Source organism: Actinomadura citrea, from assembly GCF_013409045.1.
Lineage (GTDB): Bacteria > Actinomycetota > Actinomycetes > Streptosporangiales > Streptosporangiaceae > Spirillospora > Spirillospora citrea.
The window spans coordinates 7,615,189-7,641,963 of sequence record NZ_JACCBT010000001.1; the positions used below are offsets into that span (position 1 = coordinate 7,615,189).

The following is a 26,775-nucleotide window of genomic DNA, read 5'->3' on the forward strand; positions in this document are numbered from 1 at the left end:
GTTCCAACTGTCGGTCCTTAGGTACCCCGTCTAGCGGGGATAGAAGCGCACCTCAGGACGGCCGACCTGGCCGTAGTGGGGCCGGCGGTCCGCCAGCCCGCTCTCCGCCAGGTACTCCAGGTACCTGCGCGCGGTGACGCGGGAGACGCCGGTGAGATCGGCGGCAGCGGCGGCGGACAGGCCCTCGGCGGCCGACACCAGCACGTCGGTCACGGCCTGGAGGGTCTCCCCGCTCATCCCCTTGGGCAGCGCGTGGTGGTCGGGGGTGCGCAGGGTGGCGAGCATCCCGTCCACGTCCGCCTGCCCGCTGACCTCCCCCGAGCCGACCGCCTGCTCCCGGAACCGCGCATACCGGACGAGCTTGTCGCGCAGCGAGGCGAACGTGAACGGTTTCAGCAGGTACTGGACGATGCCCACCGCCACGGCGGTGCGGATCACTGCGAGGTCCCGCGCGGACGTCACGGCGATGACGTCCACGTCCCGTCCCCCGGCGCGCAGCGCGCGGCAGACGGTGAGGCCGTGCGTGTCCGGCAGGTAGAAGTCCAGCAGGACGACGTCGACCTGCGTGCGCCCGCAGAACCGCAGCGCGTCCGCCCCCGAGTGCACGACCCCGGCGACGGTGAATCCGGCGACCCGCTCGACGTAGGTCCGGTGGGCCTCCGCCGCCACCGGGTCGTCCTCGACCACCAGCACTCTGATCACGGCTCGCCGCCCCCGTGACCCGCCTCGGCCGTCCGCCTCGGCAGCGGCAGCCGGACGGTGAACACGGCGCCGTGATCGGGACCGGCGGCGCTGACCCGCACGTCACCGCCATTGCGGCGGACCGCCTGGCCGACCAGGGCGAGGCCGAGGCCGTGCCCGACCGGGCCGTCGGACGACTTCGTCGTCCACCCGCGCCGGAACAGCGCGGGCACGGCGGACGGGTCCACGCCCGGCCCGCTGTCGGACACCTCCAGCACGAGCGCCCCGTCCTGCTCGCCTGCGCTGACGGCGACGCGCGGCGGCCGGTCGCCGGCGCCCTCGACGGCCGCGTCGACCGCGTTGTCGATGAGGTTGCCGAGGATGGTGACCAGGTCGCGCGGCTCGATCGTGCCCTCGATCACGCTGTCCTCGCCGATCACGAGCTCCACGCCGCGCTCCCCCGCCTCGGCGGACTTGCCGAGCAGCAGCGCGGCCAGCACCGGCTCGCCGACCGAGCCGACGACCCGGTCGGTGAGCCGCTGCGCGCTCGCCAGTTCGGCCGTCGCGAACTCCACGGCCTGCTCGGAACGGCCCAGCTCCACCAGCGACACCACCGTGTGCAACCGGTTCGCGGCCTCGTGCGCCTGCGAGCGCAACGACTCGGCGAACCCGCGCACCGTGTCCAGCTCACCCGTCAGCGCCTGCAGCTCGGTGTGGTCCCGCAGGGTGACGACGTTTCCCATCACGCGGTCCCGCGACCGGACGGGCGAGGTGTTCACCACGAGCACCCGCGTGTCCCCCACATGGATCTCGTCCGACCGCCGCTCGCCCGACACCAGCGTCGCCACCAACTCCTCCGGCAACCCCAGCTCCGCCACGTTCCGCCCCCGCAACTCCCCCGAGGCCCGCCCGCGCGGCATCCCACCCCCGCGCACTGCGGCGGGTGGGGACGGGGTACGGGGGGCGCCGAGGTCGAGGAGGTGTCTTGCGGCGTCGTTGCAGAGGACGATACGGCCCGCGCGGTCGAGGATGAGGAGGCCTTCGCGGACGGCGTGCAGGATCGCCTCGTAGTACTCGAACATGCCGCGCAGCTCGTCGGGGGCGACGCCGCGGGTCTGGCGGCGGAGGCGGGCGGAGACGAGGTAGCTGCCCGCCATCCCGACGGCGAGGACGGCCGCGGCGACGGCGCCGAGGGCCAGCAGGCGCTGGCGGAGCTCGGCCGAGATCGCCTTGACCGTGATCCCGACCGCGACCAGGGCGACCACCCGGTGGTCCTCGCCGAAGACGGGGGCGACGGTGCGCACGGACGGTCCGAGCGTGCCGGTGTAGGTCTCGGTGAACGTCCGGCCCGCGAGCGCGGGCGCGGTGTTGCCGACGAACGGCCCGCCGATGCGCGACGGGTTCGGATGCGTGTAGCGGATCCCGGCCGGACTCATGATCGTGATGAAGTCGACGCCGGTGTCGTGCCGGACGCGTTCGGCGTAGGGCTGCAGGAGGCGGCTCGGGGCCGGGTCGGCGAGCGCGGCCCGGACGGTCGGGGCGTCGGCGATGCTCGCCGCGACCGCCGACACCGTCTGGGTCGCGCTGTCGTCGACGGCGCGGCCGGAGTCCAGGAAGGCCAGCGCCGCGCCGGCCGCCACCAGGAGCCCGACGATCGCCGCCTGGAGCACGAGCAGCTGCCGTGCCAGGCTCCAGCGGCCGGGCGCCGCCCATCGAGGACGCACTCCCGCCCCCCTCGCCTCTCGACGTCACCACATCGCACCTTGCCGTGAACGAAATGTACACAAGGGTGACCGCCGTCACGGAACCGCGCATAGTACCTGCGAGCTCACCTCCAGAGCGGCGCCCATGGTGTGCATGCTCCGGCTCCGGCCGGAGGATGGGTGCCGCCGCGGGGCGGCCGCCCGCCCGCCGATCCGACCGGACCGGGCGGGCGCCGCTCCTCGCCCCGAGGCGGGGAGTCCTGAGCCGAGGAGGTGCCCCGTGACCCCGCCCGCCTCCTTCATGATCGTCGCGCCGGCCGCCGAGCCGTCCGGGACGCGGAAGGCCCCGCTTCCCGCGCCAGGCGGCGCGCCCGTCCAGAGGCCCGGCCGCCCGGCGCCGCGCGTCCCCGCTCCGGCGCCGGGCGGCCGTCTCACGCGGACTCGGGCTGCGGACGGCGCCCGCGCAGGCGCCTGCGGGGCCGTTCGGCCACCGGCCGGAAGCGGATCACCACCGGGAGGTCGGGCATGCCGACCGCGCGGCGGTACCGCTCGACCGGGCCCGCGCCGAGTTCCCCGTACACCTCGCTGACGAGCGCATCGCCCCCGCAGGACACGTTCAGCCGCAGGCGCGGCCGGTCGGCCGTCCCGGTGAGGCGGGCGCGGGCGTCCTGGACGCCGGGCAGGCCGCGCGCGTCCCGGTGCAGGACGTCGGCGGCGGCGCGGGCCCGGGCGCGGGTCTCGGGGTCGAGGTCGGGCCACCGGTGGTGGACGACGGCCCGCCCCTGAAGGACCAGCCACAGCTGGCCGGCGAGCGCCAGCACCTCGGCGGCGCCCGCCGCGGCCGGCAGGAACCAGCCGGTCTCCCGGGTGAAGCGCGCCAGGGCGGGGTCGAGCAGCGGCCGCTCCGACAGGGCGCCGAACGCGTCGAAGGCGCCGAGGCCGAGGGCGAGACCGGACGCACCGGCCAGCAGCAGCACCGCCCCGGTCACCGCGAGCGCGATCCTCATCGTCAGTCCTTCCGTCGGTACCGTCGGTCCTTTCGCAGCCCTGTCAGACGTGCCGCCCGGCGCCGCCGGACCCTCCGCCGGCACGGTCGGTCCCTCCGCCGGCACCTCAGTCCTTCCGCCAACCGAGGCGGACGTCGACCGGCGGCCGGTGCATCGGCTCGATCCGGTCCAGGCGCGCGTCGACCGCGTCGTGGACGAGGTCGGCGAGGTTCGCCGGGTTGCGGTAGTGGGTGGCGGCCCGCACGAGCAGGCCCCGCCGGAAGATCCCGAGGCCCCGGACACGTGCGCGCTCGATGCCGGGGACCTCCAGCGCCGCGGCGGCGAGCGTGCGGCGCAGCGCGGCGCGGCCGATGACGCCCGCCAGCCGCGGATCGGCGCCCGCCAGCGGCACCCCGCGCAGCCGTCCGGGCAGCGCGGCCGCCATGAAGGCCGCCCCGAGGGCGGCCAGCGCGCCCGACGCCGCCAGCACGTCCGGGTCGTTCCAGGCGTGCCGCCGCAGGGCCTCCACGACCGGGGCGACGCCCGGCACCGGGTGGACGGCCGATCCGAGCGCCCCGGCGAGCAGTTCGATCGCGGCCACCCCGGCGAACGCGGTCACCAGCAGCGCCGCGGCGAGCCCCGCGAACGCGCGGCGGGGCCGCAGCTCGCGGACGGCGAGCCGGCGCGCCAGCCGCCTGCCCTGCGCCTCCTCGATCAGCTCCTTGACCAGCGTCTCGGCCATAGCCACCCCCGTGAGCCCTCGGCACATCCGGCTTCGTCACCCATGGTGCGCGAAAGTGACGCGGAGTGAAACACGCCATGCCGACATCTCACGCGTTCGCCGGTCGGGGATACCCGCAGGTCAGCGGAAGACGACCGTCCGGTCGCCGTTGAGCAGCACGCGGTGCTCGGCGTGCCAGCGGACGGCGCGGGCGAGCGCGAGGCACTCCACGTCGCGCCCCACGGCCACCAGCTCCTCCGGGCTGTGGCTGTGGTCGACGCGCGCGACCTCCTGCTCGATGATCGGCCCCTCGTCCAGGTCGGCGGTGACGTAGTGCGCGGTCGCGCCGATCAGCTTCACGCCGCGCGCGTGCGCCTGGTGGTAGGGGCGGGCGCCCTTGAAGCTCGGCAGGAACGAGTGGTGGATGTTGATGATCGCGCCGGGCAGCTTGGCGCAGAAGTCGTCGGACAGGATCTGCATGTACCGGGCGAGGACGACGAGGTCGACGCGGTAGTGCTCGACCAGCGTCAGGATCTCGGCCTCCTGCGCGGCCTTGCCGCCCGGCCCGGCCGGCAGGTGGTGGTAGTCGATCCCGTACGACTGGGTGAGCGGCCGCAGGTCGGGGTGGTTGGACGCGACCGCGACGATGTCGATGTCGAGCAGCCCGGACCGCGTCCGGTACAGCAGGTCGTTGAGGCAGTGCCCGCCCTTCGACACCATGATCAGCACGCGCGGGCGCTCGGCCAGCGGGTGCAGCCGCCACTGCAGGCCGAGCTCGGGCACCAGGGACGCGAACGCCCCGCGCAGCTCGTCGGGGTCGGTGTCGTCGAGCGCCGTGAACTGCACCCGCATGAAGTAGGTGCCGGTCTCGCCGTCGCCGAACTGCTGGCTCTCGACGATGTTGCACCCGCGCTCGGCCAGCAGCCCCGAGACGGCGGCCACGATGCCGGGCCGATCGGGGCAGGACAGGGTCAGCACGTACTCGTTCACGGGTTCGCTCACGGGTCTCATTCTCGCCTCGGCGCGGGAGGCGCCGGCTCAGGACGGGTCCCTCCCGAGCTTACGCGGCGGCGTTCCGTCCCGCCGCCGTACCGGCCGGTCAGGCGTGGATCCGCGCGGCGGCCGGCGGCCCATGCCGCGTGCGCCTTTCCACCGCCCCCTTGTCTACCGGTGAGTAGTTTGAAGCCTTGGCTTGGGGTTACCTTTGCCCCCATGCGGCGAATCGCGCTCGTGGCGCTGGCGGTCACCCTGGCCCTGGCGGGCTGCACCGACAAGACCGGCGAGAAGGGCGGCGAGGGCGGGAAGGGCGGCCGTCCCGCGACGGTCGGCGGCGTCCCGACCTCCGAGGGGACGCACAAGCAGAAGCTCGACGTGGGGACGGTCGGGCACCGCGAGTACCTGCTGCACGTCCCGTCCAAGGTCGCGGACGGGAAATGGAAGGACGGCAGGCCGGCCGACAAGCCCGCGCTGGTCATCGCCCTGCACGGCGGCCTGGCCACCATGTCGAAGATGCGGGACCTGACCGGCTTCGACAAGCTGTCGGACGAGCACGGCTTCCTCGTCGCCTACCCCGACGGGTTCATGACCACGTGGAACGCGGGCGACTGCTGCGGCGCGGCGAAGGTCGGGAACGTCGACGACGTGGGGTTCCTCGGCAAGCTCATCGACAAGCTCACCGGCGCCGGGCTGGCCGACCCGAAGCGCGTCTATGTCACCGGGTTCTCCAACGGCGCCGGGATGGCGTACCGGATGGCCTGCGAGAAGCCGGGCAAGGTGGCGGCGATCGGGGTGGTCGAGGGCGCGCTGGTGACCAAGTGCGATCCGGGCCGTCCGGTCTCGGCGATGATCTTCCACGGGACGGCGGACGGGAACGTCCCCTTCAACGGGGGCGGCAACCGGGACTTCAACGACAAGCGCCCGTTCCCGCCGGTCTCGGACGCGGTGGACTTCTGGCGCAGGCTCGCGGGGCTTCCCCAGCCGCGCGAGCGGGTGAAGGCGCTGAGCGACGACACCCGGTGCGAGAGCACGGGCAAGGGCGGGCGCGGCGTCGCCGTGACCTTCTGCAAGATCGACGGGGGGCGGCACCAGTGGCCCAAGGGGGCGAGCTCGATGCTCTGGAGCTTCTTCGCCGCCCATCCGCGCAGCGGGACGTGAGAGCTTTTCATATTCTCCCGGTAGTGTGGCATCGTGACGAGCATGAACCTCCGGGACCGCTATGACGCCGCGACCGCCGGACTAGAGGCGCCGTTCGCCGTCGTCGACCTCGCGGCCTTCCGTGCCAACGCCGCCGACCTCGTGCGCCGCGCCGCGGGCAAGCCCATCCGGGTCGCCAGCAAGTCGGTGCGCTGCCGGGCCCTCCTGGAGGACGTCCTCGCGATGGACGGCTTCGCCGGGATCATGGCGTTCACCCTCCCGGAGGCGCTCTGGCTGGCCGCCGAGGGCGTCAGCGACGACATCCTCGTCGCCTACCCCACGGCCGACCGCAGCGCGATCGCCGCGCTCGCCGACGATCCCCGCGCCGCCCGCGCCGTCACGCTGATGGTCGACTCCCCCGAGCACCTCGACCTGATCGAGTCCGCCGCGGGCGACCGGCGCGTGCGGGTCTGCATCGACATCGACGCCTCGTTCCGCACGCTCGGCGGCCGGGTCCGGATCGGCGCGCTGCGCTCCCCGCTGCACACCGCCGCCGACGTCGGGGAGTTCGCCGAGCTGGTCCTCAAGCGGCCCTCGCTCGACCTCGTCGGCCTGATGGCCTACGAGTCGCAGATCGCGGGCGTCGGCGACGTGCCGCCCGGCCGGCCCGCGCGGGGCCGCGTCATCCGCGCCATGCAGCGGCAGTCCCGGGCGGAGCTGGCCCGGCGCCGCGCGGCGATCGTCCGGGCCGTCCGGGGGCTGACCGAGCTGGAGTTCGTCAACGGCGGCGGCACCGGCAGCGTCGAGAAGACCGCGGCCGAGCGCGCCGTCACCGAGGTCGCGGCGGGCTCCGGCCTCTACCAGCCGCACCTGTTCGACCAGTACTCCAACTTCACCGGACGGCCGGCCGCGCTGTTCGCGCTGCCCGTCGTCCGGCGTCCGGCGCCCGGTGTCGTGACGTGCCTCGGCGGCGGCTACCTCGCGTCCGGACCGGCCGACGCCGTCCGCCTCCCCCAGCCCTACCTGCCGACGGGCCTGTCCTACAACGGCAACGAGGGCGCGGGCGAGGTGCAGACGCCGCTGCTCGGGCGCGCCGCCGACCTGCTGGCGGTCGGCGACCGCGTCTGGTTCCGCCACACCAAGGCCGGGGAGCTGTGCGAACGCTTCGACGCGCTGCACCTCGTCGAGGACGGCCGGCACGTCCGCACCGTCCCCACCTACCGGGGCGAGGGCCGCACGTTCCTGTGAGCGCCCGCCCGACCGTCTAGGTTGGGGGGCATGAGCGACGCTCCCATGATCAGTGTCCGCGGCGAGGCGGTGCTGGAGGCCGAGCCGGAGATCGCGCGGCTGTCGGTGCACGTCCAGTCGCAGGAGTCGGACCGGCGCGCGGCCCTCGACCGGCTCACCGAGCGGAACCAGCGGTGCCTCGACCTGGTCAAGTCCTACGGCGAGGCTGTGGAGAAGCTGGAGACCGGCGGCCTGTCGATCACGCCGCTGCTGAAGTACAAGCGGCGCGAGGGCGACGTCCGCGCCTACCGCGGCACCGTCTGGATCAAGATCACGGTCAGCGACTTCGCGGTGCTGGGCGAGCTGGTCACCCGGCTCGGCGACCTGGAGCGCACCTACGTCTCCGGGCCGGAGTGGGAACTGCGGCACGACAGCGAGGTGTACCGGCGGGCCGCGCGGCAGGCGGCGAACGAGGCCGTCGAGCGGGCCCGCGGCTACGCCGAGGCGCTCGGGGCCCGGCTCACCGGGCTGGTGGAGCTGTCGGACGAGGGCCTCGGCCGCGACAACGGCGCGGGCGGGCCCGTCGCGCTCGCCGCCGCCTACGGGCGCGCGCCGGGCGGGGCCGCCGAGGAGCCCGAGCCGATCGACCTGGAGCCCGAGACGCAGATCGTCCGCGCCACGGTCGAGGCCCGGTTCACCGCGACGGCGCCCGACCTCGGCTGACCGGCCCGGCCTCCGCTGAACTGCGGGGGCCGCCGCGCCCGTACTCCAGGACGTGGGAGGAACGGACTGCGGGGAGTACCGGATCGGCCTCGGCGTCTACGCCATCGGGCGGCTCGCCGACGCCGAGGCGGACGCGCTGTCGGCGCACCTGGACGACTGCCCGCCGTGCCGGGACGAGCTCGCCCGGCTCCGCGACGTCGCCGAGCTGCTCGCCCGCTCCGCCCGGCAGTGGAACGGCGCCGTCCCGCCGCACCCGAGTCCCGCCCGGAAACGCGGAAGCGCCGGCCGCGGACCGCGGACCGGCGCCTCGGGGGCGGGGCTCAGGGGCGCCTGCGCCTACGGCGCCGCAGGACCAGGGCGGTCACGATGACCGCCGCGCCGACGCCCGCGAGCACCAGCCGCCTGTCGATCTGACCGCCCTCGCCGTCCTCGTCCTCGGAGGGGCGCACCATCGCGCCGAGCGCCTTGGCGACCTGGTCGGCCTCCTCCTTCAGCCGCTCCGCGCCACGCTGCGCGACATTCCGCGGGCTGACCCGGTCGGCGAGCTCGTCGATGGTGCGGGCCAGTTGCCGCCGGCTGCGCTCTATCTCCCGTTCCAGCGCCTCCGGGTCGCGGCTCTTGTCAGCCATGCCGTGTCCTTATCGTGTCGGGCGTACTCGCGCGGGCCGGGACCGTGACGAGCCGAGCGGTGATCCGCACAGTCTTGCAGGTCTTCCCGGCGGATGCCCGCCGCACCCCAGCCGGTACCGTTGGACCCACCATCCGAGCGAAAGGCGGGACAGGGTGTCCGAGCGGCTGCAGCCGGGCGACGTCGCCCCCGAGTTCGAGCTACCCGACGCCGACGAGACCGCGGTGTCGCTGGCCTCGCTGCGCGGCAAGCGCGTGATCCTCTACTTCTACCCGGCGGCCATGACCCCCGGCTGTACCAAGGAGTCGGTCGACTTCGAGGGAAGCCTGCCCGAGCTGGAGGCCGCGGGCGTCACCGTCGTCGGCGTCTCCCCCGACAAGCCGGCCAAGCTCGCCAAGTTCCGGGACAAGGAAGGGCTCACGTTCCCGCTCCTGTCCGACCCGGACACGAAGGTCCTGCAGGCCTACGGCGCCTACGGGGAGAAGAAGCTGTACGGCAAGGCCGTCGTCGGGGTCATCCGGTCGACGTTCCTCATCGACGCCGACGGCAAGATCGAGAAGTCGTACTACAACGTGAAGGCGGCGGGGCACGTGGAGCGCCTCCGCCGCGACCTCGGCCTGTAGGCACCGCGCCGGCCCGCGCTCCGCGCGGGCCGGGTGCGGGCGGGGGGATTCGAACCCCCACGGTGTCGCCACCAACAGGACCTAAACCTGCCGCGTATACCTGATTTCGCCACGCCCGCCCGTGCTCTCGTCCGGGCTCCCGTTCGAGAGCGCGTTCAGCTTAGCGCCCTGATCGGCGGGTGCGGGAACGGATTCCGCGGCCTCCCGCCGGGGCGCCCGGTACAGGATCGCGACGGCGACCGCGGTGACGGCGAGCGCGATCGACGCGGTGAGGAACGCCGACTGGAGGCCGTCGCTGAAGGCCGCCCGCGCGTGGTCGGCGGCCTGCGGGCCGAGCCGTACCGCCACCGCGACGGACGTCCTCGCCTGCTCGGCGGCCGGGTCCGGAACGTTCCCGAGGTCGAGGTTCGCGCGGTAGACCGACTGGAGGAGGCTGCCGAGGACGGCGATGCCGAGCGCACCGCCGAGCTCCCGGGCCAGGTCGTTCATCGCCGAGCCCACGCCCTGCTTCTCGGCGGGCAGCGCGTCGGTGATCGAGGCGGTGGACGGGGTCATGGCGAGGCCCATGCCGGCGCCGAACGGGATGAGGCCCGCGAGCAGCAGCCAGTAGGTGCTGTCCTCGTCCAGCAGCGAGAAGACCAGCATCCCGACGCCGACCAGGAGCAGGCCGGCCGTGATGACGCGGCGCGGGCCGAGCCTCGCGGCCAGCTTCGGCGCGACGACCCGGGCGGACGGCATCATCGCGAGCGCCATCGGCACCAGGCTGAGGGCGCCCACCAGCGCGCTGTCGCCCTTCACCAGTTGCAGGTACTGCAGGATGATGAAGACGAAGCCGAAGAAGGCGAAGAACTGCAGGGTGATCGTGAGGGAGCCGGCCGAGAAGGCCCGGAGCCGGAACAGCCGCGGGTCGAGCAGCGGGTTCGGCCGCTTCAGCTCCCACGCGACGAACCCGGCGAGGACGACCAGGGCGGCGGCGAGGCCGAGCAGGGTCCGCGCGGAGGCCCAGCCGTGCGTCGGCGCCTCGATGATCGAGTAGACGGCGGCGCCGAGCCCGGCCACGGTGATCAGCGCGCCGGTCAGGTCGAGCCTCGGCGCGTCCGGCTCGGCGGACTCGGGGACGAACGCGAGCGTCGCGACCAGCGCGACCACGGCGAGCACGACGTTCATCCAGAACACCGACCGCCACGACCAGAACTCCAGCAGGGTCCCCGACACCAGCAGGCCGAAGATGGCGCTGGCCCCGGCGACGCCCGCCCAGGCGCCGACCGCGCGGGTGCGCTGCGCGGCCGGGAACGTCGAGGTGATCGTGGACAGCGTCGCCGGCATGACCAGGGCCGCGCCGACGCCGAGGACGCCGCGCATCGCGATCAGCCAGTTCGGGTCGCCCCCCAGCGCCGCCGCGGCCGAGCCCGCACCGAACACGGCGAGCCCGGCGGCGAGGGCGCGCCGCCGTCCGTAGCGGTCGCCGATCGCGCCGCCGAGCAGCAGCAGGGCCGCGAAGACCAGCGCGTAGGCGTCGATGATCCACGACAGCTCGGTGAGGCCGGCGTGGGTGTCGCGGGCGATGGACGGCACCGCCGTGTTGAGCGAGGCCACGGCCGAGACCACCGTGGCGAGGGACAGCATCACGGCCGGCAGCACCGCCCGGTGGACGGCGCCCGGCCCCTGCTTCGTGGTGTTCATGCCTCGACCGTGCCTCCGGCCCCGCCTATATTTCAACCATGATGAATAAATCCGGGGGCGGACGCGGGCGCCGGCGCGGCAGCCCCGACACCCGCGAGACGATCCTCGCGGTGGCCCGCCGGCGGTTCCTGGCCGACGGGTACGGGCCGGTCACGATGCGGTCCGTCGCCGCCGAGGCGGGCGTGGACGCCGCGCTGATCAGCTATTTCTTCGGCTCGAAGAAGGGCCTGTTCGGCGCGGTGCTCGGGCTCGTCGCCAACCCGCCCGAGGTGTTGGCGGGCGCGCTGCCCGGCGACCCCGCCGAGCTGCCCGAACGCGTCCTGCGCGCGCTGGTCGGCGCATGGGACGACCCCGAGCGCGGCGCGCCGCTGCTGCTCATGGTGCGCGCGGCCGTCCAGGACCCGGACCTGACCCGGCTGGTGCGCGACCTCCTGGAACGCGAGGTGGTCGGCCGCATCGCCGACCATCTCGGCGGCCCCGACGCCACCGCGCGGGCCGGGGCGTTCGGCGCCCAGCTCGCCGGGCTGATCTTCGTGCGCTACATCCTCGCGGTGGAACCCGTCGCCTCGATGCCGCCCGATGAATTAACCCGGTACCTCGCCCCCGGCCTCCGCGCCGCGGTCCACGGCCCGTCCCGCCGTCCCCGGATGCGGTGACCCGGTAGCGGACACGCCGCGGCGGGATTGCGGACGACACATCGGACGATTCGGGCAAAGATTCTCAGCGCGCCCGGGGCGGGCGCTCTAGGCTGGCCGCACCCTTTCACCACGCGCAGCCGGTGACAACATGATCACACATCTGGCGGGACCGCCGTGAGCGCCGACTCCGTGAGCGCCGATCTCCTGAGCGGCGGCTTCACCCATCGCCTGCTGCCCTTCTCCGGCGCGGAGGAGTTCCTCGGCGGCGCGGTGCCCTTCCTGCGCGCCGGCCTCGACGCGGGCGACCGCGTCCTCGCGGTGTGCGGCACGGGGCACGGGATGCTGCTGCGCGACGCCCTCGGGCCCGCCGCGGCGGGCGTCGAGTTCACCGAGGCCGCCGCCTGGTACGCGCACCCGTCCCGCTCGCTGGCGGACTGCCTGGGCGTCGCCTGCGAGACCGCGCGGCACGGACGACGGCTGCGCGTCCTCGGCGAGCCCGTCTGGGCGACGCGGCCGCCGCTGGAGGTCGTCGAATGGCAGCGCGCCGAGGCCGTGCTGAACGAGGCGCTCCGCGACACCGGCGCCGCGATCATGTGCCCTTACGCGGCGTCGCTCCCCGCGTCCGTCGTCGCGGCCGGACGCAGGACGCACCCCGAGACCGTGCGCGGCGCGCGGGCCCTCCCGAACCCCGGCTTCGTGAGCACCGCGGCGTACTGCGCCCGGTGCGACAGGGAGCCGCTGCCCCCGCCGCCGGACGGCGCCGAGACCCTGGAGGTCGAGCGCCCCGACCTGTACTGGCTCCGTGTGTGGGTCACCGACTGCGCGCAGACCACGCTGCCGGGCGGCGACCTGCAGCGGCTCCTGGTCGCGGTCACCGAGGTCGTCACGAACGCGTTCCGGCACGGCGAGCCGCCCGTCGTCCTGCGCACGTGGACCGACGCATCACCCGGCGCCGCCGCCCTGGTCTGCGAGGTCACCGACCGAGGACGCTGGGAGCCGAACGGCGGGTTCGGGTTCGTCCCGCCGAAGCCGGACGGTGGGCCGCCCGGCGACCGGTTCGGGCTGTGGGCTGTGCGGCTGCTGTGCTCGTTCGTCCAGATCCGGACGGGCCGTAACGGCACCGCCGTGCGGCTGCGCATCGCCCTCCCGTAGCACGACCACGGCGAATCGCCGAGGTGACCACGGCGGTTCGAACAGAGCGTGAGGAACTCCATGCGTTGGGCTTCCAAAGGCAGCGGACCGGCGTACGCTGAACAGATCCGCCTCACACCGATGGGCAGGCCATGGACACATCCTGGTTCGCCAAGCGCCACGTAAGCGCACTCCGTCCCGGAGATCACGGCTGGCTGGCCTACAGCAGTCAGGAGGAGCGCGACCGGGTCATCGGGCCCTTCGTCCTGGAGGGCCTGGGGACCACCGAGAAGGTCGTGTACGTCACCGACGTCCCGGCCGATCGGCTGCCCGGCCTCGGCCCGGGGCACCCGATCGACGTGGACGCCCGCGTCAGGTCGGGCCAGCTGCGGGTCATTCCGCTCCGGGAGGCGTGCCTCGACCGCGACGGCGCGTTCGAGCCGGCCAAGATGGCCGACACCGTCAGCCGCGAGGTCGGCACCGCGTTCGGGCAGGGCTTTCGCGCCGTGCGCCTCACCACCGACCACAGCAGGCTGCTGAACGATCCCGGCCGATCCGACCTCGGCCGGGTGCTGGGCTGCGAGCACCGGGTCGGCGACACCGTCTCGCCGAGCACCATGGCGATGGCGATCTGCCAGGTCGACCGGTACGCGTGCCCGCCGAGCTCACCGCCCTTCGCGACACACACGAGGTCCTCGTGGAAGTGAACCCCGAGTTCGACGACGGGATATTGAAGATCGTGCGCACGTTCGAGCCCGACGGGCTCCGCGTCGAGGGCGAGCTGGACGCCGCGCGGCACTCGGTCTTCGCCGAGCAGCTCCGCCGGCTGCGGCCCGGCCGCAGCGTCCACCTCGACCTCTCCCGGCTCGGGTTCATCGACCTCGGCGGGCTGCACCTGCTGGCCAAGCACGCCACCCGGCTGCCCGCCGACGCCGCGCTGGTCCTGGACCACCTCTCGCCCGACGTCGAGAGCGTCATCGACATGGTCGGCTGGCACCGGCTGCCCGGCCTCGCCCGCGGACGGCGGCTCGCGGAGAGGGAGGGCATCGCCTGATGGCACTGGAGCACAAGGCGTTCATGTACCGGGGCACCGACGACTTCCTGTCCGTCACCGTGCCCTTCGTCGAGTCGGGCCTGGAAGGCGACCAGGTCGTGATCGTCGTCACCCGCGAGCCGCATCTGGCCGCCCTGCGGGACACGCTGGCCCCGCACGGCGACGCGATCATGTACTTCGACTCCGCCGCCTTCTACCAGCACCCCGTGCACACCCTGCGCGACTACCAGACCATCGTGAAGCAGAGCGCGCCGCGCACCGTCTGCGCGCTCGCCGAGCCGCTCTGGTACGGGTGGGACGAGCGCCAGACGCTCGAATGGGTCCGCTACGAATCCCTCATCAACGTGGTCTTCGGCGATTCGGGGGCGCGGGCCCTGTGCCCCTACGACGCGGAGGAACTGCCGCCCCGCATCCTCGACGAGGCGCGCCGCACCCATCCGCTGCTGCTCGCCCCGGGCCACGACGGGGTCAACGGCGACTACATCGACCCGGTGAAGTTCGGGTCCGGCTGCGATCGCCGGTTCCGCTCCGACCGCCCGGCCGCCGCGGAGTACCTGTCCATCGACGGCGACGACCTGCACGCGCTGCGCGTGTTCGTCGGCGAGCGCGCCCTCACGCACGGCCTGACCAAGCAGAAGGCGCAGAACCTCGTCACCGCCGCCAACGAGGTGGCCGCGAACGCCCTCCAGCACGGCACCCCGCCGATCGGGCTGTGGACGTGGCAGGACGGCGCCGACCTCGTCTGCGAGATCGGCGACCACGGCTTCTGGCGCCCCGGCCCCGACCCGCTGACCGGCTTCATCCCGCCCGACTCCGCCCTCCAGCGCGGCTTCGGCCTGTGGACCGTCCGCCTCCTGGTCGACCTGATGGAACTGCGCGCCGGATGGGACGGCACCTTCGTCCGGCTCCGCTGCGGGTGACCCGGAGCGGGTGACCGGTCGCGGACGGCCGGCCGGGACCTGTGGTCAGGCCAGGCCGGCGGTTCGGAGGGCGCTGGGGACGATCTCGGCGAGTGCGCGGAAGGCGCGGCCCCGGTGGCTGATGGCGTCCTTCTCGGCGGGCGCCAGCTCGGCGGTCGTGCGGGTCTCACCCTCGGGAAGGAAGACCGGGTCGTAGCCGAAGCCGCCGGTGCCGCGCGGCTCCCGGATGACGGTGCCGCGCATCCGGCCCTCGACGCAGTGCTCGGCGCCGCCCGGGACGACCAGCGCGGCCGCGCACACGAACGAGCCACCGCGCCGGTCGTCGGCCACGTCGGCGAGCTGGTCCAGGACGAGCCGCAGGTTCGCGGCGTCCCGGTCGCCGGCGCCGAACCGTCCCGACCAGCGGGCCGACAGGACGCCGGGCATGCCGTTCAGCGCGTCCACGCACAGGCCGGAGTCGTCGGCGACGGCGGGCAGCCCGGTGAACGCGGCGATCGCGCGGGCCTTCAGCAGCGCGTTGCCCTCGAAGGTCAGCTCGGTCTCGGGCACGTCGGGGGCACCGGGGAAGGCGTCGAGGCCGACGACGTCGAGGGCGCCGAGGATCCGGTGGAGCTCGGCGACCTTGCCCTGGTTGTGGGTGGCGAGGACGATCCCGCTCATCGGCCGAGGGCCTCGTTCTGGATGCGGGTCAGCTCGGCGCAGCCGGCGGCGCCGAGGTCGAGCAGCGCGTCCAGCTCTGCCCGGTCGAACGGGGCGCCCTCCGCGGTGCCCTGCACCTCGACGAACCGGCCGTCGCCGGTGCAGACGACGTTCATGTCCGTCCCGGCGGCCGAGTCCTCCTCGTAGCACAGGTCGAGTCGGGGCTCGCCGTCCACGACGCCGACGCTGACCGCCGACACCGAGGTGATGAGCGGGTCCCCCTTGAGCAGGCGGCGCTCGCGCATCCAGCTCACCGCGTCGGCCAGCGCGACGTACGCGCCGGTGATCGCGGCGGTGCGGGTGCCGCCGTCGGCCTGCAGGACGTCGCAGTCGAGCTGGACGGTGTTCTCGCCGAGCGCCTTGAGGTCCAGGCACGCCCGGATCGACCGGCCGATCAGCCGGGAGATCTCGTGGGTGCGCCCGCCGATCCGGCCCTTGACGGACTCGCGGTCGTTGCGGGTGTTGGTCGCGCGCGGCAGCATCGCGTACTCGGCGGTGACCCAGCCGAGCCCGCTGTCGCGCCGCCAGCGGGGCACCGAAGCCTGCACGGACGCGGCGCACAGCACCCGGGTCGCGCCGAACTCGACGAGCACCGACCCCTCCGCGTGGTCGAGCCATCCGCGCTGGATGCGGACGGGACGGAGCCGGTCGGATGCACGATCATCGGGGCGAGCCATGCGCCCACCCTAGCGGGCGGGCCCTCGCCGGACGCGGCCTACCGCGGGGTGGCGCCGGTCACCGCGACGGCACCACTCAGAAGTCGTAGACGGCGCCGACCTCGGCCAGTTCGACCGGGCCGCGGAAGCCGCTGGCCTTCGCCTCGGAGAGCGTCTCGGACGGGTCGTTCCACGGCAGCAGGTGCGTCAGGACCAGCCGGCCGACGCCGGCCCGCTCGGCGTGCTCGCCCGCCTCCCGTCCCGTCAGGTGCATGTCCGGCGGCAGGTCCGGCCGGTCGGCGAACCCCGCCTCGCACAGGAACAGGTCGGAGCCGCGGGCCAGCCGCACCAGGTCGTCGCTGTGGCCGGTGTCGCCGGAGTAGGTCAGGGCGCTGCCGCCGTGCTCGATCCGCAGGCCGTAGGCCTCCACCGGGTGGTTCATCAGCGCGGTGGTCACCGTGAAGGGGCCGATGCGCGTCGGCCCCGGCTCCAGCGGACGGAAGTCGAAGGTGGCGGTCATCTCCGGGTTCGGCTCCAGCTCGTACGCCTTGATCATGTGGTCCGCGGTGTCGCGGGGCCCGTACACCGGGATGCGCGGCGCCGGGCCGTCCGGACAGTACGTCCGCGCGATCCAGTAGACGGTGAGGTCGAGGCAGTGGTCGGGATGCAGGTGCGAGATGCAGATGGCGTCGATGTCCAGCAGGCCGTGGAAGCGCTGGAGGCTTCCGACCGCGCCGTTGCCGATGTCGAGGAGCATGGAGAAGCCGTCCGCCTCGACCAGGTAGCTGGACGCCGGGCTGTCCGGCCCTGGGAAGCTGCCGGAACAGCCGATCACAGTGACCCGCACGCTCACTCCTCCTCTGGGTCCCGAGGATTCAGGTCGTCAAAGCCTTGCTCAACGTGCTCTCCACCGGACCGATCTCCGGCCCGAGGAAGCGGCGGCCGAGCTCGGCGAACACGGCGGGGTCACCGGTGGCGCGGAACCGGTGCCCCGGCCGGGGCGTCGCCTCGGCGCGGGCCAGTCCCCGATCGTGCAGCACTCGGTACACGTCCTTGGCGGTCTCGTCGGCGCTTGAGACCAGTGTGACCCCGTCTCCGACCACATACGAGATGACGCCCGTCAAAAGGGGGTAGTGCGTGCATCCGAGGATCAGGGTGTCGCAGTCCGCGTCCACGATCGGGCGCAGGTAGCCGCGGGCGGCGTCGAGCAGGTCCTCGCCCATCGTCACGCCCGCCTCGACGAAGTCGACGAAGCGCGGGCAGGCGACGCTGACCAGCTCGATGTGCGGCGCGGCGGCGAACGCGTCCTCGTAGGCGCGGCTGTTCACGGTGGCCTCGGTGGCGATCAGGCCGACCCGCCCGTTGGAGGTGGCGCGCGCCGCGCGCCGGGTCGCGGGGTTGATGACCTCCACGACCGGGACGTCGTAGCGTTCGCGTGCGTCGCGCAGCATCGCCGAGCTGGCGCTGTTGCAGGCGATCACCAGCATCTTCACGCCCTCGTCGACCAGCTCGTCCAGCATCTCCAGGGCGAACGCGCGGACCTGCGCGATCGGGCGCGGACCGTACGGCTGGCGGCCCGAGTCTCCGAGGTAGACGATCGGCTCGTTCGGCAGCTGGTCGAGGATGGCGCGGGCCACCGTGAGGCCCCCGAAACCGCTGTCGAAGATCCCGATGGGCGCGTCTGGGAGGCCGTCCCCCCGGGCTGGATCTGACATGGTGCACAAGGCTAGGCGACAGCGCCCCGCCCGGGTGCGTCATGCGTTGGACATCACACCGTCACGCACCGGAAAACCGTCCAGCTCACGCCGTTGACACAGGGTCCGGTCGTTCATCGCTCCGAAACGCCGGTGCGTCGCGCCGGCTGGGAGCGGGCGAGGGGGACGCGGGCGATCTGCCGGCTCTGCGCGACGAGGCGGCCGGCGCTGTCCCACACCTCGACCTCCTCGTCGAACCAGCCGCCGGAGAGGAGCCGCCCGGTGCCGTGCACGGCGAGCCAGCCGGGCGCGGGAACGGCCCGCATGTGCCAGGTCAGCTCGACGGTCGGGGCCCAGCCCTGCGCGCCGAGGTTGAGCGCCACGGGCGGCAGCGCGTCCACGGCGAGGGCCAGGGAGTAGCCGTCGGGCTCCTGGCCGCAGCCGTGCCGGAACCAGGCGCGGATGTCCGGGCGCCCGCTCGGCCGCCCGTCCAGCCAGCCCATGGTCGTCGGGTCGAAGCGCATGTCGACCTGGTCGGCGAAGCCGCCGCCGGTGGCGGCGGGCGGCCGGAACCCCGTGCACTCCTCCAGCGGCGGCAGCGTGGCGGGCGCCTCGGTGGCGAAGTCGGGCTCGGCGGACGGGTCGAGGGTGCCGGTGGTGATCAGGGCGTCCACGACGGGACGGCCGTCCTGGACGAGGGTGACGAGGGACGAGGCGGCCGTCCGCCCCACCTTGCGGGAGTCGACGACCAGCTCGGCGGGGCCCGCCTTGGCGACGCGGTGGAAGTTCGCCGCGGTCGAGACCGGGTGCTCGTGCGGAGAGGCGTCCACGGCGGCGCGGGCGAGGACGGCCATCAGGTAGCCGCCGTTCAGCGCCTGGGCGATGCCGTAGCCCTCGTCCAGGACGGCCTCGTACCGGCCCTCACCGGCCGGCTTCACCGCCGTGGAGTCTCCGAACCCGCTCATCCGCACTCTCCCGGCTCGACCGTCCCGGCGGATGCCCCGCCGAGACGGTTCTAGAATCACGTTCGAGTACGCACTCTACCCTGCCCGCCCTCACGGGCGACCCCGCCGGTCAGGCCCAGAGCTGGCCTTCGAGCCGGGCCTCGGCCTCCTCCAGGGTGCCGCCGTACGCGCCGGTCGACAGGTACTTCCAGCCGCCGTCGGCGACGACGAACACGATGTCGGCGCGCTCCCCGGCCTTCACCGCCTTCTTCGCCATCCCCATCGCCGCGTGCAGCGCCCCGCCGGTCGAGATGCCGGCGAAGATGCCCTCCTGCTCCAGCAGCTCGCGGGTGCGGCGCAGCGCGTCCAGCGACCCCACCGAGAACCGGGTCGTCAGGACGGAGTCGTCGTACAGCTCGGGGATGAAGCCCTCGTCGATGTTGCGCAGCCCGTACACCAGCTCCCCGTACCGCGGCTCCGCTGCGACGATCCTGACGTCCGGCACCCGCTCGCGCAGGAACCTGCCGACGCCCATCAGGGTGCCCGTCGTGCCGAGCCCGGCGACGAAGTGCGTCACCGACGGCAGGTCGGCGAGGATCTCCGGGCCGGTCGTCTCGTAGTGCGCGAGCGCGTTGGCCTCGTTGCCGTACTGGTACAGCATCACCCACTCGGGGTTCTCCCGGGCCAGGCCCTTGGCCACCCGCACGGCCTCGTTCGAGCCGCCCGCCGCCGGGGAGGAGATGATCCGCGCGCCCCACATCTCCAGGAGCTGGCGGCGCTCGGCGGAGGTGTTCTCCGGCATCACGCACACCATCGAGTAGCCGCGCAGCTTGGCGACCATGGCCAGCGAGATGCCGGTGTTGCCGGACGTCGGCTCCAGGATCGTGCAGCCGGGCGTCAGCAGCCCCTCCTTCTCCGCCTTCTCGATCATGTGGAAGGCGGGGCGGTCCTTCACCGAGCCGGTGGGGTTGCGGTCCTCCAGCTTGGCCCAGAGCCGCACGTCCTCGCTCGGCGACAGCCGCGGCAGCCCGACCAGCGGGGTGCCGCCGAGCGAGTCCAGCAGTGAGTCGAATCGCATGTGGCGCTCGTCCCGGCCGGCTCAGCCGCCGGCGACGGCCGGCAGGATCGTGACGCTGTCGCCGTCGGCGACCTCCGTCTCCAGCCCGCCGAGGAAGCGCACGTCCTCGTCGTTCAGGTAGACGTTGACGAACTTGCGCAGGCCCTTGTCGTCCACGAGCCGGTCGCGCAGGCCGGCATGCCGGGCGTCCAGGTCGGCGAACAGTTCGTCGAGCGTGCCGCCCTTGCCCTCGACGGCCTTGGCGCCGTCGGTGAGGTTGCGCAGGATCGTCGGGATCCGGACCTCGATCGCCATCGCGATGATCTCCTTAAACGTCGTACGGGACTGCCCGCCCCTCGTGTGGAACCGGGCGGGCGGCGGGATGATTCCAGGCGTGATCAGCGCGTCAGCGACAGTCGTAGACGACCTCGGCGCGCGAGTGCCCGAACAGGAAGCTCTGCACGGGCGGCACCGCTGGGGCCCCGGCACGGCGCCCGGCGCCGCCCGTCCCATGCCCGCTCGTCCACATGTCGACCAGTTTACCGGCCGCGGGGCCGCCGATCCCGGCCGCCTCCGGACCTCCCGCGCCGCGCATCGTCCTCAGCCCGTCCTCTCCGGCGACGCCGTCAGGACCCGTCGACGACGGCGACCTCCTCCTCGGTGACCTCACCGTCCACGATCCGGAACGAACGGAACTCGGTCTCGCCCTCCTCGCGGGTCGAGACGAGGACATAGTGCGCGTTCGGCTCGGACGCGTAGGAGATGTCGGTGCGGGAGGGGTAGGCCTCGGTCGCGGTGTGGGAGTGGTAGATCACCACCGGCTCCTCGTCCCGGTCGTCCATCTCCCGCCACACCTTCAGCTGCTCCTGGGAGTCGAACCGGTAGAAGGTCGGGGAGCGCTCCGCGTTGACCATCGCGACGAACCGGACGGGCCGGTCCGAGCCGACCGGGCCGGCGATGATGCCGCAGGCCTCGTCGGGGTGGTCCGCGCGCGCGTGCGCGATGATCTGGTCGACCAGGGCCCGTTCAATCGTCAGCATGGCCGCAAGCTTAGGCGGCGCCTATTGCAGGGCGCGGACGAGACCGTCCTGCAGCATCGTCAGCCAGTCGTAGGCGGCGAACATGGGGGCGCGCGGGTCGCGCGGGTCCATGCCGCCCACCTCCTCGTACCAGTCCTCGGTGATGTCCAGCCGGGTGCCGAGCGCCAGCCGGACGTCGTTCAGCGCCCGCAGCCACTCCTGCACCTGCTTCTCGTCGAGGACGGCGTCGGTGCCGTGCTCGCCCAGCGCCCCGAGGACCGCCTGGGCCGCCTCGCGCTTGCCGTCGCGCAGGCCCATCTCCGTGTAGCGGCGGAACTCCCCGGCGGCCTCGCCGTCGTCGCGGTAGGCGTCCGGGAACAGCCGCGCCAGGACCGGGTCGTCCGACTTCGTGGCGTTCTCGGCGATGCCGAGGGACGCCAGCTCACCGTCCTCGCCCGGCCCCTCGCCGAGGAGGGCGAGCAGCTGCTCCATGAGGGCGCGCAGCAGCGCGGTCTCCTCCGGCTCCAACCGCACCCGGAAGCCCTCGCGCTTCTTCCTCACATGGCTCATCGGCTCAGTCGTCCTTCTTCACGGTCGCCCACAGGCCGTAGGAGTGCAGGATCTCGACGTCCCGCTCCATCTCCTCGCGGGTGCCGTTGGCCACCACGGCGCGGCCCTTGTGGTGCACGTCGAGCATCAGCTTCTCGGCCTTGGCCTTGGGGTAGGCGAAGACGGCCTGGAACACGTACGTGACGTACGACATCAGGTTGATCGGGTCGTTCCAGACGATCGCCAGCCAGGGCCGGTCGGCGCTCACGTCCTCCGCCCCCTCCGGCCGCTCCAGCTCCACCGGTGCGGGCGCCGTGCTCATGGCGCTCATTGGCCGGGTCTCCCCCTTCTCTCGCGCGCAGTCTCACCCTGGAGGACGCGGCCGCCCACCGCATCCGATGCTATGCGCCGCACCCCCGGCGCGTGTGACGGCCCGCGTCACCATGGTGCCCGCAGTCGGCCCTAAAGTTCCACTTGTGGACCTTGGTGACGGCACGGCCCTGCTGACCGACCAGTACGAGCTGACCATGTTGCAGGCCGCCCTGCGCAGCGGGACGGAGGGCCGCCGCGCGGTCTTCGAGGTGTTCGCGCGGAGCCTCCCCGCCGGGCGCCGGTACGGGGTCGTCGCCGGCACCGGGCGGCTCCTGGACGCCATCGAGGCCTTCCGTTTCGGCGACGCCGAACTGGAGTTCCTCAGCGAGAACGGCATCGTGGACGAGCCCACGGTGCGCTGGCTTGAGAAGTACCGCTTCACCGGGAACGTCTGGGGCTACCCCGAGGGCGAGTGCTACTTCCCCGAATCGCCGATCCTGACGGTCGAGGGGACGTTCGGGGAGGCGGTCCTGCTGGAGACCATCGCCCTGTCGATCCTCAACCACGACTGCGCGATCGCGTCCGCCGCGTCCCGGATGGCGCAGGCCGCGCAGGAGCGCCCGATCATCGAGATGGGGTCGCGGCGCACCCACGAGCGCGCCGCCGTGGCCGCCGCCCGCGCCGCCTACATCGCCGGGTTCACCACCACGTCCAACCTGGAGGCGGGCCGGCTGTACGGCGTCCCGACCGCCGGGACGAGCGCGCACTCCTTCACCCTCCTGCACGACAGCGAGCGGCACGCGTTCGAGGCGCAGCTCGCGGCCCTGGGCGAGGCCACCACACTGCTGGTCGACACCTACGAGGTCGAGCGGGCCGTCCGGACGGCGGTGGAGCTGGCGGGACCGAACCTCGGCGCCGTCCGGATCGACAGCGGCGACCTCGGCGTGATGGCGCGGCGCGTCCGCGAGCAGCTCGACTCCCTCGGCGCGCACGGCACGCGCATCGTGGTGACCGGCGACCTGGACGAGTACGGCATCGCGGCGCTCGGCGCGGCGCCCGTGGACGGGTACGGCGTGGGGACGTCCCTGGTGACCGGTTCCGGCGCCCCCACGGCCTCGCTCGTCTACAAGCTCGTCGCCCGGGCGGACGGCCCGCGGGAGGACGCGCCCATGCGCCCGGTGGCCAAGCGCTCGACGGGCAAGCCGAGCCGCGGCGGGCGCAAGACCGCCGTCCGCCGCGTCGACGGGCACGGCGTCGCCCACGCCGAGACCGTGTTCACCACGGAGCCGACGTCCGGCCCCCACGACCGCGTCCTCCAGGTGGAGCTGGTGCGGGACGGCGAGGTCGTCGGACGCGAGCCGCTCAGCGTCGCCAGGGAACGGCACACGCGCTCGGTCGCCGAACTGCCCCCGACGGCGCGCCGGCTCTCCAAGGGGGAGCCCGCCGTCCCGACCGAGTTCGTCGACGGCGGGCCACGCCGTTGAGCCGTCCCGCGTGGGGGAACAAGGCTGGGGTACGGTCGGTGGAGGTCCGGTGGGGCAACCGGTAGAGGGAGCGGTCATGGGCACGAAGGCTCTGATCATCGTGGACGTGCAGAACGATTTCTGCGAGGGCGGTTCGCTCGCCGTCGGCGGCGGCGCCGCGGTGGCGACCGCGATCTCCGAGTACATGGCCGCCCACCGGTCCGAGTACGCGCACATCGTGGCGACCCGCGACTTCCATCTCGACCCGGGCGGCCATTTCTCCGCCGAACCGGACTTCGCCGACACCTGGCCGCCGCACTGCGTGATCGGCACCCCCGGCGCCGACTTCCACCCCAACCTCGCCCTCGCCCCCATCGAGGCCGTGTTCAGCAAGGGCCGCGAGACCGCCGCCTACAGCGGCTTCGAGGGGTTCTCCGACGACGAGACCCCGCTCGCCGACTGGCTCGCCGCCCGCGGCGTGGACTCCGTCGACGTCGTCGGCATCGCCACCGACCACTGCGTCCGCGCCACGGCGGTGGACGCCGTCCGCGCGGGCCTGCGCACCACCGTCCTGCTGGACCTCACGGCCGGGGTCGGCAAGGCCACCGTCGACCGGGCGCTGGACGAGCTCGGGCAGGAGGGCATCGTCCTGTCCGGCGCCCCGGTGGTGACCGCCTGACCATGCCCCCGGACAACCCCCCGGACACGGCCGAGCCCATGGTCATCCTGGTCGCCGGCGTGTCCGGCAGCGGCAAGACCACGATCGGCACGCTCCTCGCCGAACGCCTCGGCTGGGAGTACGCCGAGGCCGACGCGTTCCACTCCGAGGCCAACGTCGCCAAGATGCGCGCGGGCCACCCCCTCACCGACGCTGACCGGCTCCCCTGGCTGCGCGCCATCGCCGCGTGGATCGCCGACCGCCTCGCCACCGGCCGCCCCGGCGTCGTCACCTGCTCCGCCCTCAAACGCCGCTACCGCGACCTGCTGGCCGGCGGCCACGCGGGCGTCCGCCTGGTCCTGCTGGACGGCGACCGCGACACGATCGCCGCCCGCATGCGCTCCCGCAAGGGCCACTTCTTCAAGGCCGAGCTCCTCGACTCCCAGTTCGCCGACCTCGAACCCCCGGGCCCGGACGAGAACATCATCACCGCCCCCGTCACGGGCACCCCCGAGGAAACCGTCACCCACATCCTCAAGTCCCTGGCCCTGACTCCCACCTCCCCCTGACCTCATGCCGATGACGATGATCGCCTGACGTCACTTCCGGGTGCCGTGCAACGAGACCGGGCCGTGGCGGCCCGCACGCCCGGTTCGGCGATCACACCTACTCCACCATGGCCACGCGTCCCAGATCGGAACGAAGAGAGACCCGGCTGGTGCCGGGCCTCTCGATGTGCGGGGCTTTGGCCGGCGCCGAAGCCTTGGTGAAGGGTGACGGCCGGCGGCCGTTGCCCGTGGCTGGTCAGGTGCTCTCGCGAAGGGTCTCGCGCCAGCACTCGCCCAAGATCCACAGGGCTCGGTCGTCCCAGTCGCCGTGAACGTCGACGTTCCCTCCCTTGGGGGAGATGGTGAGGGAACTGGGGGCGGCCGCCTCGACCTGTACGGACCCGCCGTTGGTGTACGCGGAGAGTTCACCGCTGGTCTTGCCGACCTTGATCGAGCTCCACCAGCCCTTGGTGGACAGAACGGCCGTGGAGTTCGTGGGGATCTCCTCGACCCTGATGCGCCCGAAGGCGGTCAGTTGGACGCGCCCGATCGGGCCGGTGGTGGTGATGCGACCTCGCGTGTACGCCTGGATGAGGTAGGCGAAATCGCGCGGAACGCGGACGGTGACCGCCCTGACGAGCGCGCCCCATTCCCACAGGCGATCACAACGGACGAAGCAGTATCCGTTGGTGGTGGGATCCAGGATGACCCACTCGGGGATCCTGCGGAGTCCGAGGCCGCTCAGGACGACCTGAACGTCCGGGCGGTCTTCGGCGACGATGGTCATCGCGCCGAATCCACCATGGAGAATCGGGCTGAGGCCGGGTTGCACGGTCAGAAGGCGCTGCTTGAGAAGACGACGCATGTCGTACTCCTTGAGTAGTGGTGTCTGGGTTGCGTTGCACTCGCGCTGATGCGCGGGTGCTTCATATCACCGTCCGCATGCTGAATCGCTTCGCAATCAGGCGATGCCGCTCTGCCTGCAAATCTTTGGCCTGAGTTCCCCGCCCCCTCCCCGACAGCACCGGGCGGGGAGCCGTCGCAGACGGCACCTGACAGCATCCGCGACGGCGGACGGCATCGGCGCCAGCGTCCTCAGGCCGGGCGCCATCAGCAGCGGCATTCACAACTTCCGGGCTGCCCGCCGCCCCGCGCGCCCCCTTTGCAGGGGCAACCAGACCAGCCTGACAAGGCGGTCACAGTATGGAAATCCACGCCTTTTCACATCATCTACGAGGCCTGGCCGGCCTTCATTTCGCGCCCTGATTCGAGGGCTCGGCCTCTGAGCACGCACGTGCCGGTACTCCTCCAGGCCGACGCCCTTGGCGTGGGCGTCCAGCACCTGCGCGTGAGAGGCGCTGTTGCGCGCGCGGGCCACCCTCTCACCGACGACGACCACCTCCCCTGGCGGAGCCAGGCCCTCGTTCACTTCTGATCGAACCGCCGGACTATGGCACGTCTCGAACCGGTGGGTGACGAAGGTGGTGCCGGGGACCGGGATGGCGTACTGGTCCATTTCGCGGACGGGCGCCAGGAGGCGTTCGACCTCGTGGTCGGCGCGGACGGCGCCTGGTCCCGGGTCCGCCCGGCGGTCTCGCCGGTGACGCCGCAGTACACCGGCGTCACCTTGGTCGAGACCTCCCTGGACGACGTCGACACCCGCCACCCCGACCTCGCCCGGCTGGTCGGCGACGGTTCCGTGGCGGTGTACGGCGTGAACCGAGGTCTCGTCGCCCAGCGCAACAGCGGCGGCCACGTCAAGGTGTACGCCCAATTCCGCGCGCCGCTGGACTGGCACACGAACCTGGACCCGGCCGACGTCGAGGCCGTGCGGTCGAGCCTGCTGGCCCTGTTCGACGGCTGGGCCGCTCCCGTCCTCGATCTGCTCCGCCACGGCAGCGCTTTCGTCCACCGCCCCCTCTACGTCCTGCCCGTGTCCCACACCTGGAGCCATGTCCCGGGGGTGACGCTACTGGGCGACGCCGCCCATCTGATGCCCCCCTTGGGGGCGGGCGCGAACCTCGCGATGCTGGAAGGCGCCGAGCTCGCCGAGTCCATCGCCGCCGGCCCCGGAGATATGGACAAGGGCATCCGCGTCTTCGAGGAACAGATGTGGGCACGGGCCGGCAGGTGGGCGAAGATCACGACGGCCGGTCTGGAACGCCTTGTGAGCCCGGACCCCGCCGAAGCCCTCGCCCTCTTCGACCAGGTCCAGCCACCCGTGCGACGGCCCCCAGCGCGTGGCGGGCGTCCTTGACGACGTCCTCCAGGATCGCCTGGGCGCCCGCGGTCCCGCCGACTCCGCGGCAGACTCGGCCGCGGCGG

At 73.1% G+C, this 26,775-nt stretch carries 33 protein-coding genes and 1 tRNA gene; 14 read left to right on the plus strand and 20 right to left on the minus strand.

Going from position 1 to position 26,775, the window contains the following annotated elements:
• Positions 1 to 30: 30 nt before the first annotated feature.
• The 5 genes from BJ999_RS34820 to purU form a co-directional block, all read right to left on the minus strand.
• Positions 31 to 702 carry a response regulator gene (locus BJ999_RS34820; RefSeq protein ID WP_179837196.1) on the minus strand — a complete coding sequence of 224 codons (672 nt, stop codon included), beginning with the start codon at positions 700 to 702 and terminating at the stop codon, positions 31 to 33.
• Positions 699 to 2,405 (minus strand): sensor histidine kinase, encoded by a 1,707-nt coding sequence (locus BJ999_RS34825; RefSeq protein ID WP_229809969.1) that lies wholly within the window; start codon positions 2,403 to 2,405, stop codon positions 699 to 701. Before BJ999_RS34825 ends, BJ999_RS34820 begins: the two co-directional genes overlap by 4 nt.
• Positions 2,406 to 2,815: 410 nt before the next feature.
• Positions 2,816 to 3,391, minus strand: a complete 576-nt coding sequence (locus tag BJ999_RS34830) for a hypothetical protein (protein WP_179837197.1) — start codon at positions 3,389 to 3,391, stop codon at positions 2,816 to 2,818.
• A gap of 106 nt (positions 3,392 to 3,497) precedes the next feature.
• A complete protein-coding gene (locus BJ999_RS34835) occupies positions 3,498 to 4,112 on the minus strand; it encodes a DUF6286 domain-containing protein (protein WP_179837198.1) in 615 nt (204 codons plus the stop codon).
• A 120-nt stretch (positions 4,113 to 4,232) separates the two neighbouring features.
• The gene (gene purU / locus BJ999_RS34840; protein ID WP_179837199.1) at positions 4,233 to 5,093 is read right to left on the minus strand and encodes a formyltetrahydrofolate deformylase; all 861 of its coding nucleotides are present in this window, start codon (positions 5,091 to 5,093) and stop codon (positions 4,233 to 4,235) included.
• A 210-nt stretch (positions 5,094 to 5,303) separates the two neighbouring features.
• Here purU and BJ999_RS34845 point away from each other — a divergent pair, with 210 nt between their 5' ends.
• From BJ999_RS34845 to BJ999_RS34860, 4 genes are read left to right on the plus strand one after another with little or no spacing between them, the layout of a single operon-like run.
• Entirely contained in the window at positions 5,304 to 6,245 is a 942-nt protein-coding gene (locus BJ999_RS34845) for a CE1 family esterase (protein WP_179837200.1), read from the plus strand.
• Between the two features lie 42 nt (positions 6,246 to 6,287).
• Complete coding sequence (locus BJ999_RS34850; RefSeq protein ID WP_179839014.1) at positions 6,288 to 7,472, plus strand: amino acid deaminase/aldolase; 1,185 nt, start codon at positions 6,288 to 6,290, stop codon at positions 7,470 to 7,472.
• A gap of 30 nt (positions 7,473 to 7,502) precedes the next feature.
• Positions 7,503 to 8,174 carry an SIMPL domain-containing protein gene (locus BJ999_RS34855; protein ID WP_179837201.1) on the plus strand — a complete coding sequence of 224 codons (672 nt, stop codon included), beginning with the start codon at positions 7,503 to 7,505 and terminating at the stop codon, positions 8,172 to 8,174.
• 52 nt (positions 8,175 to 8,226) lie between these two features.
• On the plus strand, positions 8,227 to 8,544 hold the full coding sequence (locus BJ999_RS34860; protein ID WP_218935380.1) for an anti-sigma factor family protein: 318 nt from the start codon (positions 8,227 to 8,229) through the stop codon (positions 8,542 to 8,544).
• Here the strand turns inward: BJ999_RS34860 and BJ999_RS34865 are convergent.
• Entirely contained in the window at positions 8,495 to 8,803 is a 309-nt protein-coding gene (locus BJ999_RS34865; protein WP_179837202.1) for a DUF3618 domain-containing protein, read from the minus strand. The genes BJ999_RS34860 and BJ999_RS34865 overlap by 50 nt on opposite strands.
• Positions 8,804 to 8,957: 154 nt before the next feature.
• On the opposite strand from BJ999_RS34865, the gene bcp reads away from it, so the two are divergent.
• Complete coding sequence (bcp, locus tag BJ999_RS34870) at positions 8,958 to 9,425, plus strand: thioredoxin-dependent thiol peroxidase (RefSeq protein WP_229809970.1); 468 nt, start codon at positions 8,958 to 8,960, stop codon at positions 9,423 to 9,425.
• 34 nt (positions 9,426 to 9,459) lie between these two features.
• Here the strand turns inward: bcp and BJ999_RS34875 are convergent.
• A tRNA-Leu gene (locus tag BJ999_RS34875) sits at positions 9,460 to 9,544 on the minus strand.
• Positions 9,507 to 11,108 carry an MFS transporter gene (locus BJ999_RS34880; protein ID WP_179837204.1) on the minus strand — a complete coding sequence of 534 codons (1,602 nt, stop codon included), beginning with the start codon at positions 11,106 to 11,108 and terminating at the stop codon, positions 9,507 to 9,509. The genes BJ999_RS34875 and BJ999_RS34880 overlap by 38 nt, the downstream gene beginning before the upstream one ends.
• Positions 11,109 to 11,146: 38 nt before the next feature.
• Here BJ999_RS34880 and BJ999_RS34885 point away from each other — a divergent pair, with 38 nt between their 5' ends.
• The 5 genes from BJ999_RS34885 (at position 11,147) to BJ999_RS34900 (ending at position 14,851) form a co-directional block, all read left to right on the plus strand.
• Positions 11,147 to 11,764 (plus strand): TetR/AcrR family transcriptional regulator, encoded by a 618-nt coding sequence (locus BJ999_RS34885; protein WP_229809971.1) that lies wholly within the window; start codon positions 11,147 to 11,149, stop codon positions 11,762 to 11,764.
• A 171-nt stretch (positions 11,765 to 11,935) separates the two neighbouring features.
• The gene (locus BJ999_RS34890) at positions 11,936 to 12,898 is read left to right on the plus strand and encodes a sensor histidine kinase (protein ID WP_229809972.1); all 963 of its coding nucleotides are present in this window, start codon (positions 11,936 to 11,938) and stop codon (positions 12,896 to 12,898) included.
• Positions 12,899 to 13,029: 131 nt separating this feature from the next.
• Positions 13,030 to 13,584 carry an MEDS domain-containing protein gene (locus BJ999_RS42605; RefSeq protein WP_244983830.1) on the plus strand — a complete coding sequence of 185 codons (555 nt, stop codon included), beginning with the start codon at positions 13,030 to 13,032 and terminating at the stop codon, positions 13,582 to 13,584.
• Positions 13,575 to 13,931, plus strand: coding sequence for an STAS domain-containing protein (locus tag BJ999_RS42610; RefSeq protein WP_338070790.1), 357 nt, complete (start codon positions 13,575 to 13,577; stop codon positions 13,929 to 13,931). Before BJ999_RS42605 ends, BJ999_RS42610 begins: the two co-directional genes overlap by 10 nt.
• Positions 13,931 to 14,851, plus strand: coding sequence for a sensor histidine kinase (locus BJ999_RS34900; RefSeq protein ID WP_179837205.1), 921 nt, complete (start codon positions 13,931 to 13,933; stop codon positions 14,849 to 14,851). Before BJ999_RS42610 ends, BJ999_RS34900 begins: the two co-directional genes overlap by 1 nt.
• Positions 14,852 to 14,896: 45 nt before the next feature.
• Here BJ999_RS34900 and rdgB read toward each other — a convergent pair whose 3' ends face one another.
• The 11 genes from rdgB to clpS form a co-directional block, all read right to left on the minus strand.
• Entirely contained in the window at positions 14,897 to 15,511 is a 615-nt protein-coding gene (gene rdgB / locus BJ999_RS34905) for an RdgB/HAM1 family non-canonical purine NTP pyrophosphatase (protein WP_179837206.1), read from the minus strand.
• The gene (rph, locus tag BJ999_RS34910; RefSeq protein ID WP_179837207.1) at positions 15,508 to 16,227 is read right to left on the minus strand and encodes a ribonuclease PH; all 720 of its coding nucleotides are present in this window, start codon (positions 16,225 to 16,227) and stop codon (positions 15,508 to 15,510) included. Before rph ends, rdgB begins: the two co-directional genes overlap by 4 nt.
• Before the next feature lie 76 nt (positions 16,228 to 16,303).
• Entirely contained in the window at positions 16,304 to 17,053 is a 750-nt protein-coding gene (locus tag BJ999_RS34915) for an MBL fold metallo-hydrolase (protein ID WP_179837208.1), read from the minus strand.
• Positions 17,054 to 17,081: 28 nt separating this feature from the next.
• Positions 17,082 to 17,921, minus strand: coding sequence for a glutamate racemase (murI, locus tag BJ999_RS34920; protein WP_179837209.1), 840 nt, complete (start codon positions 17,919 to 17,921; stop codon positions 17,082 to 17,084).
• Positions 17,922 to 18,034: 113 nt separating this feature from the next.
• A complete protein-coding gene (locus tag BJ999_RS34925) occupies positions 18,035 to 18,865 on the minus strand; it encodes a thioesterase family protein (protein ID WP_179837210.1) in 831 nt (276 codons plus the stop codon).
• A 109-nt stretch (positions 18,866 to 18,974) separates the two neighbouring features.
• Positions 18,975 to 19,922, minus strand: a complete 948-nt coding sequence (locus BJ999_RS34930) for a PLP-dependent cysteine synthase family protein (RefSeq protein WP_179837211.1) — start codon at positions 19,920 to 19,922, stop codon at positions 18,975 to 18,977.
• 21 nt (positions 19,923 to 19,943) lie between these two features.
• A complete protein-coding gene (locus BJ999_RS34935) occupies positions 19,944 to 20,216 on the minus strand; it encodes a MoaD/ThiS family protein (protein WP_179837212.1) in 273 nt (90 codons plus the stop codon).
• Between the two features lie 91 nt (positions 20,217 to 20,307).
• A complete protein-coding gene (locus BJ999_RS34940; RefSeq protein WP_179837213.1) occupies positions 20,308 to 20,496 on the minus strand; it encodes a hypothetical protein in 189 nt (62 codons plus the stop codon).
• A gap of 31 nt (positions 20,497 to 20,527) precedes the next feature.
• Positions 20,528 to 20,941: a M67 family metallopeptidase gene (locus BJ999_RS34945; RefSeq protein ID WP_179837214.1), complete on the minus strand. Its 414-nt coding sequence runs from the start codon at positions 20,939 to 20,941 to the stop codon at positions 20,528 to 20,530.
• 21 nt (positions 20,942 to 20,962) lie between these two features.
• Complete coding sequence (locus tag BJ999_RS34950; RefSeq protein WP_179837215.1) at positions 20,963 to 21,490, minus strand: DUF2017 domain-containing protein; 528 nt, start codon at positions 21,488 to 21,490, stop codon at positions 20,963 to 20,965.
• A 4-nt stretch (positions 21,491 to 21,494) separates the two neighbouring features.
• A complete protein-coding gene (gene clpS / locus BJ999_RS34955; RefSeq protein WP_179839018.1) occupies positions 21,495 to 21,791 on the minus strand; it encodes an ATP-dependent Clp protease adapter ClpS in 297 nt (98 codons plus the stop codon).
• A gap of 121 nt (positions 21,792 to 21,912) precedes the next feature.
• Between clpS and BJ999_RS34960 the strand changes: the two genes are divergently transcribed.
• The 3 genes from BJ999_RS34960 (at position 21,913) to BJ999_RS34970 (ending at position 24,471) form a co-directional block, all read left to right on the plus strand.
• Entirely contained in the window at positions 21,913 to 23,265 is a 1,353-nt protein-coding gene (locus tag BJ999_RS34960) for a nicotinate phosphoribosyltransferase (RefSeq protein WP_179839019.1), read from the plus strand.
• A 76-nt stretch (positions 23,266 to 23,341) separates the two neighbouring features.
• The gene (locus BJ999_RS34965) at positions 23,342 to 23,923 is read left to right on the plus strand and encodes a nicotinamidase (RefSeq protein WP_179837216.1); all 582 of its coding nucleotides are present in this window, start codon (positions 23,342 to 23,344) and stop codon (positions 23,921 to 23,923) included.
• A 2-nt stretch (positions 23,924 to 23,925) separates the two neighbouring features.
• Positions 23,926 to 24,471, plus strand: coding sequence for a gluconokinase (locus BJ999_RS34970; protein ID WP_179837217.1), 546 nt, complete (start codon positions 23,926 to 23,928; stop codon positions 24,469 to 24,471).
• 235 nt (positions 24,472 to 24,706) lie between these two features.
• Here the strand turns inward: BJ999_RS34970 and BJ999_RS34975 are convergent, their stop codons facing one another.
• Positions 24,707 to 25,315, minus strand: coding sequence for a hypothetical protein (locus BJ999_RS34975; RefSeq protein ID WP_179837218.1), 609 nt, complete (start codon positions 25,313 to 25,315; stop codon positions 24,707 to 24,709).
• A 603-nt stretch (positions 25,316 to 25,918) separates the two neighbouring features.
• On the opposite strand from BJ999_RS34975, the gene BJ999_RS34980 reads away from it, so the two are divergent.
• Positions 25,919 to 26,707 (plus strand): FAD-dependent oxidoreductase, encoded by a 789-nt coding sequence (locus BJ999_RS34980; RefSeq protein WP_229809973.1) that lies wholly within the window; start codon positions 25,919 to 25,921, stop codon positions 26,705 to 26,707.
• Positions 26,708 to 26,775: the final 68 nt, after the last annotated feature.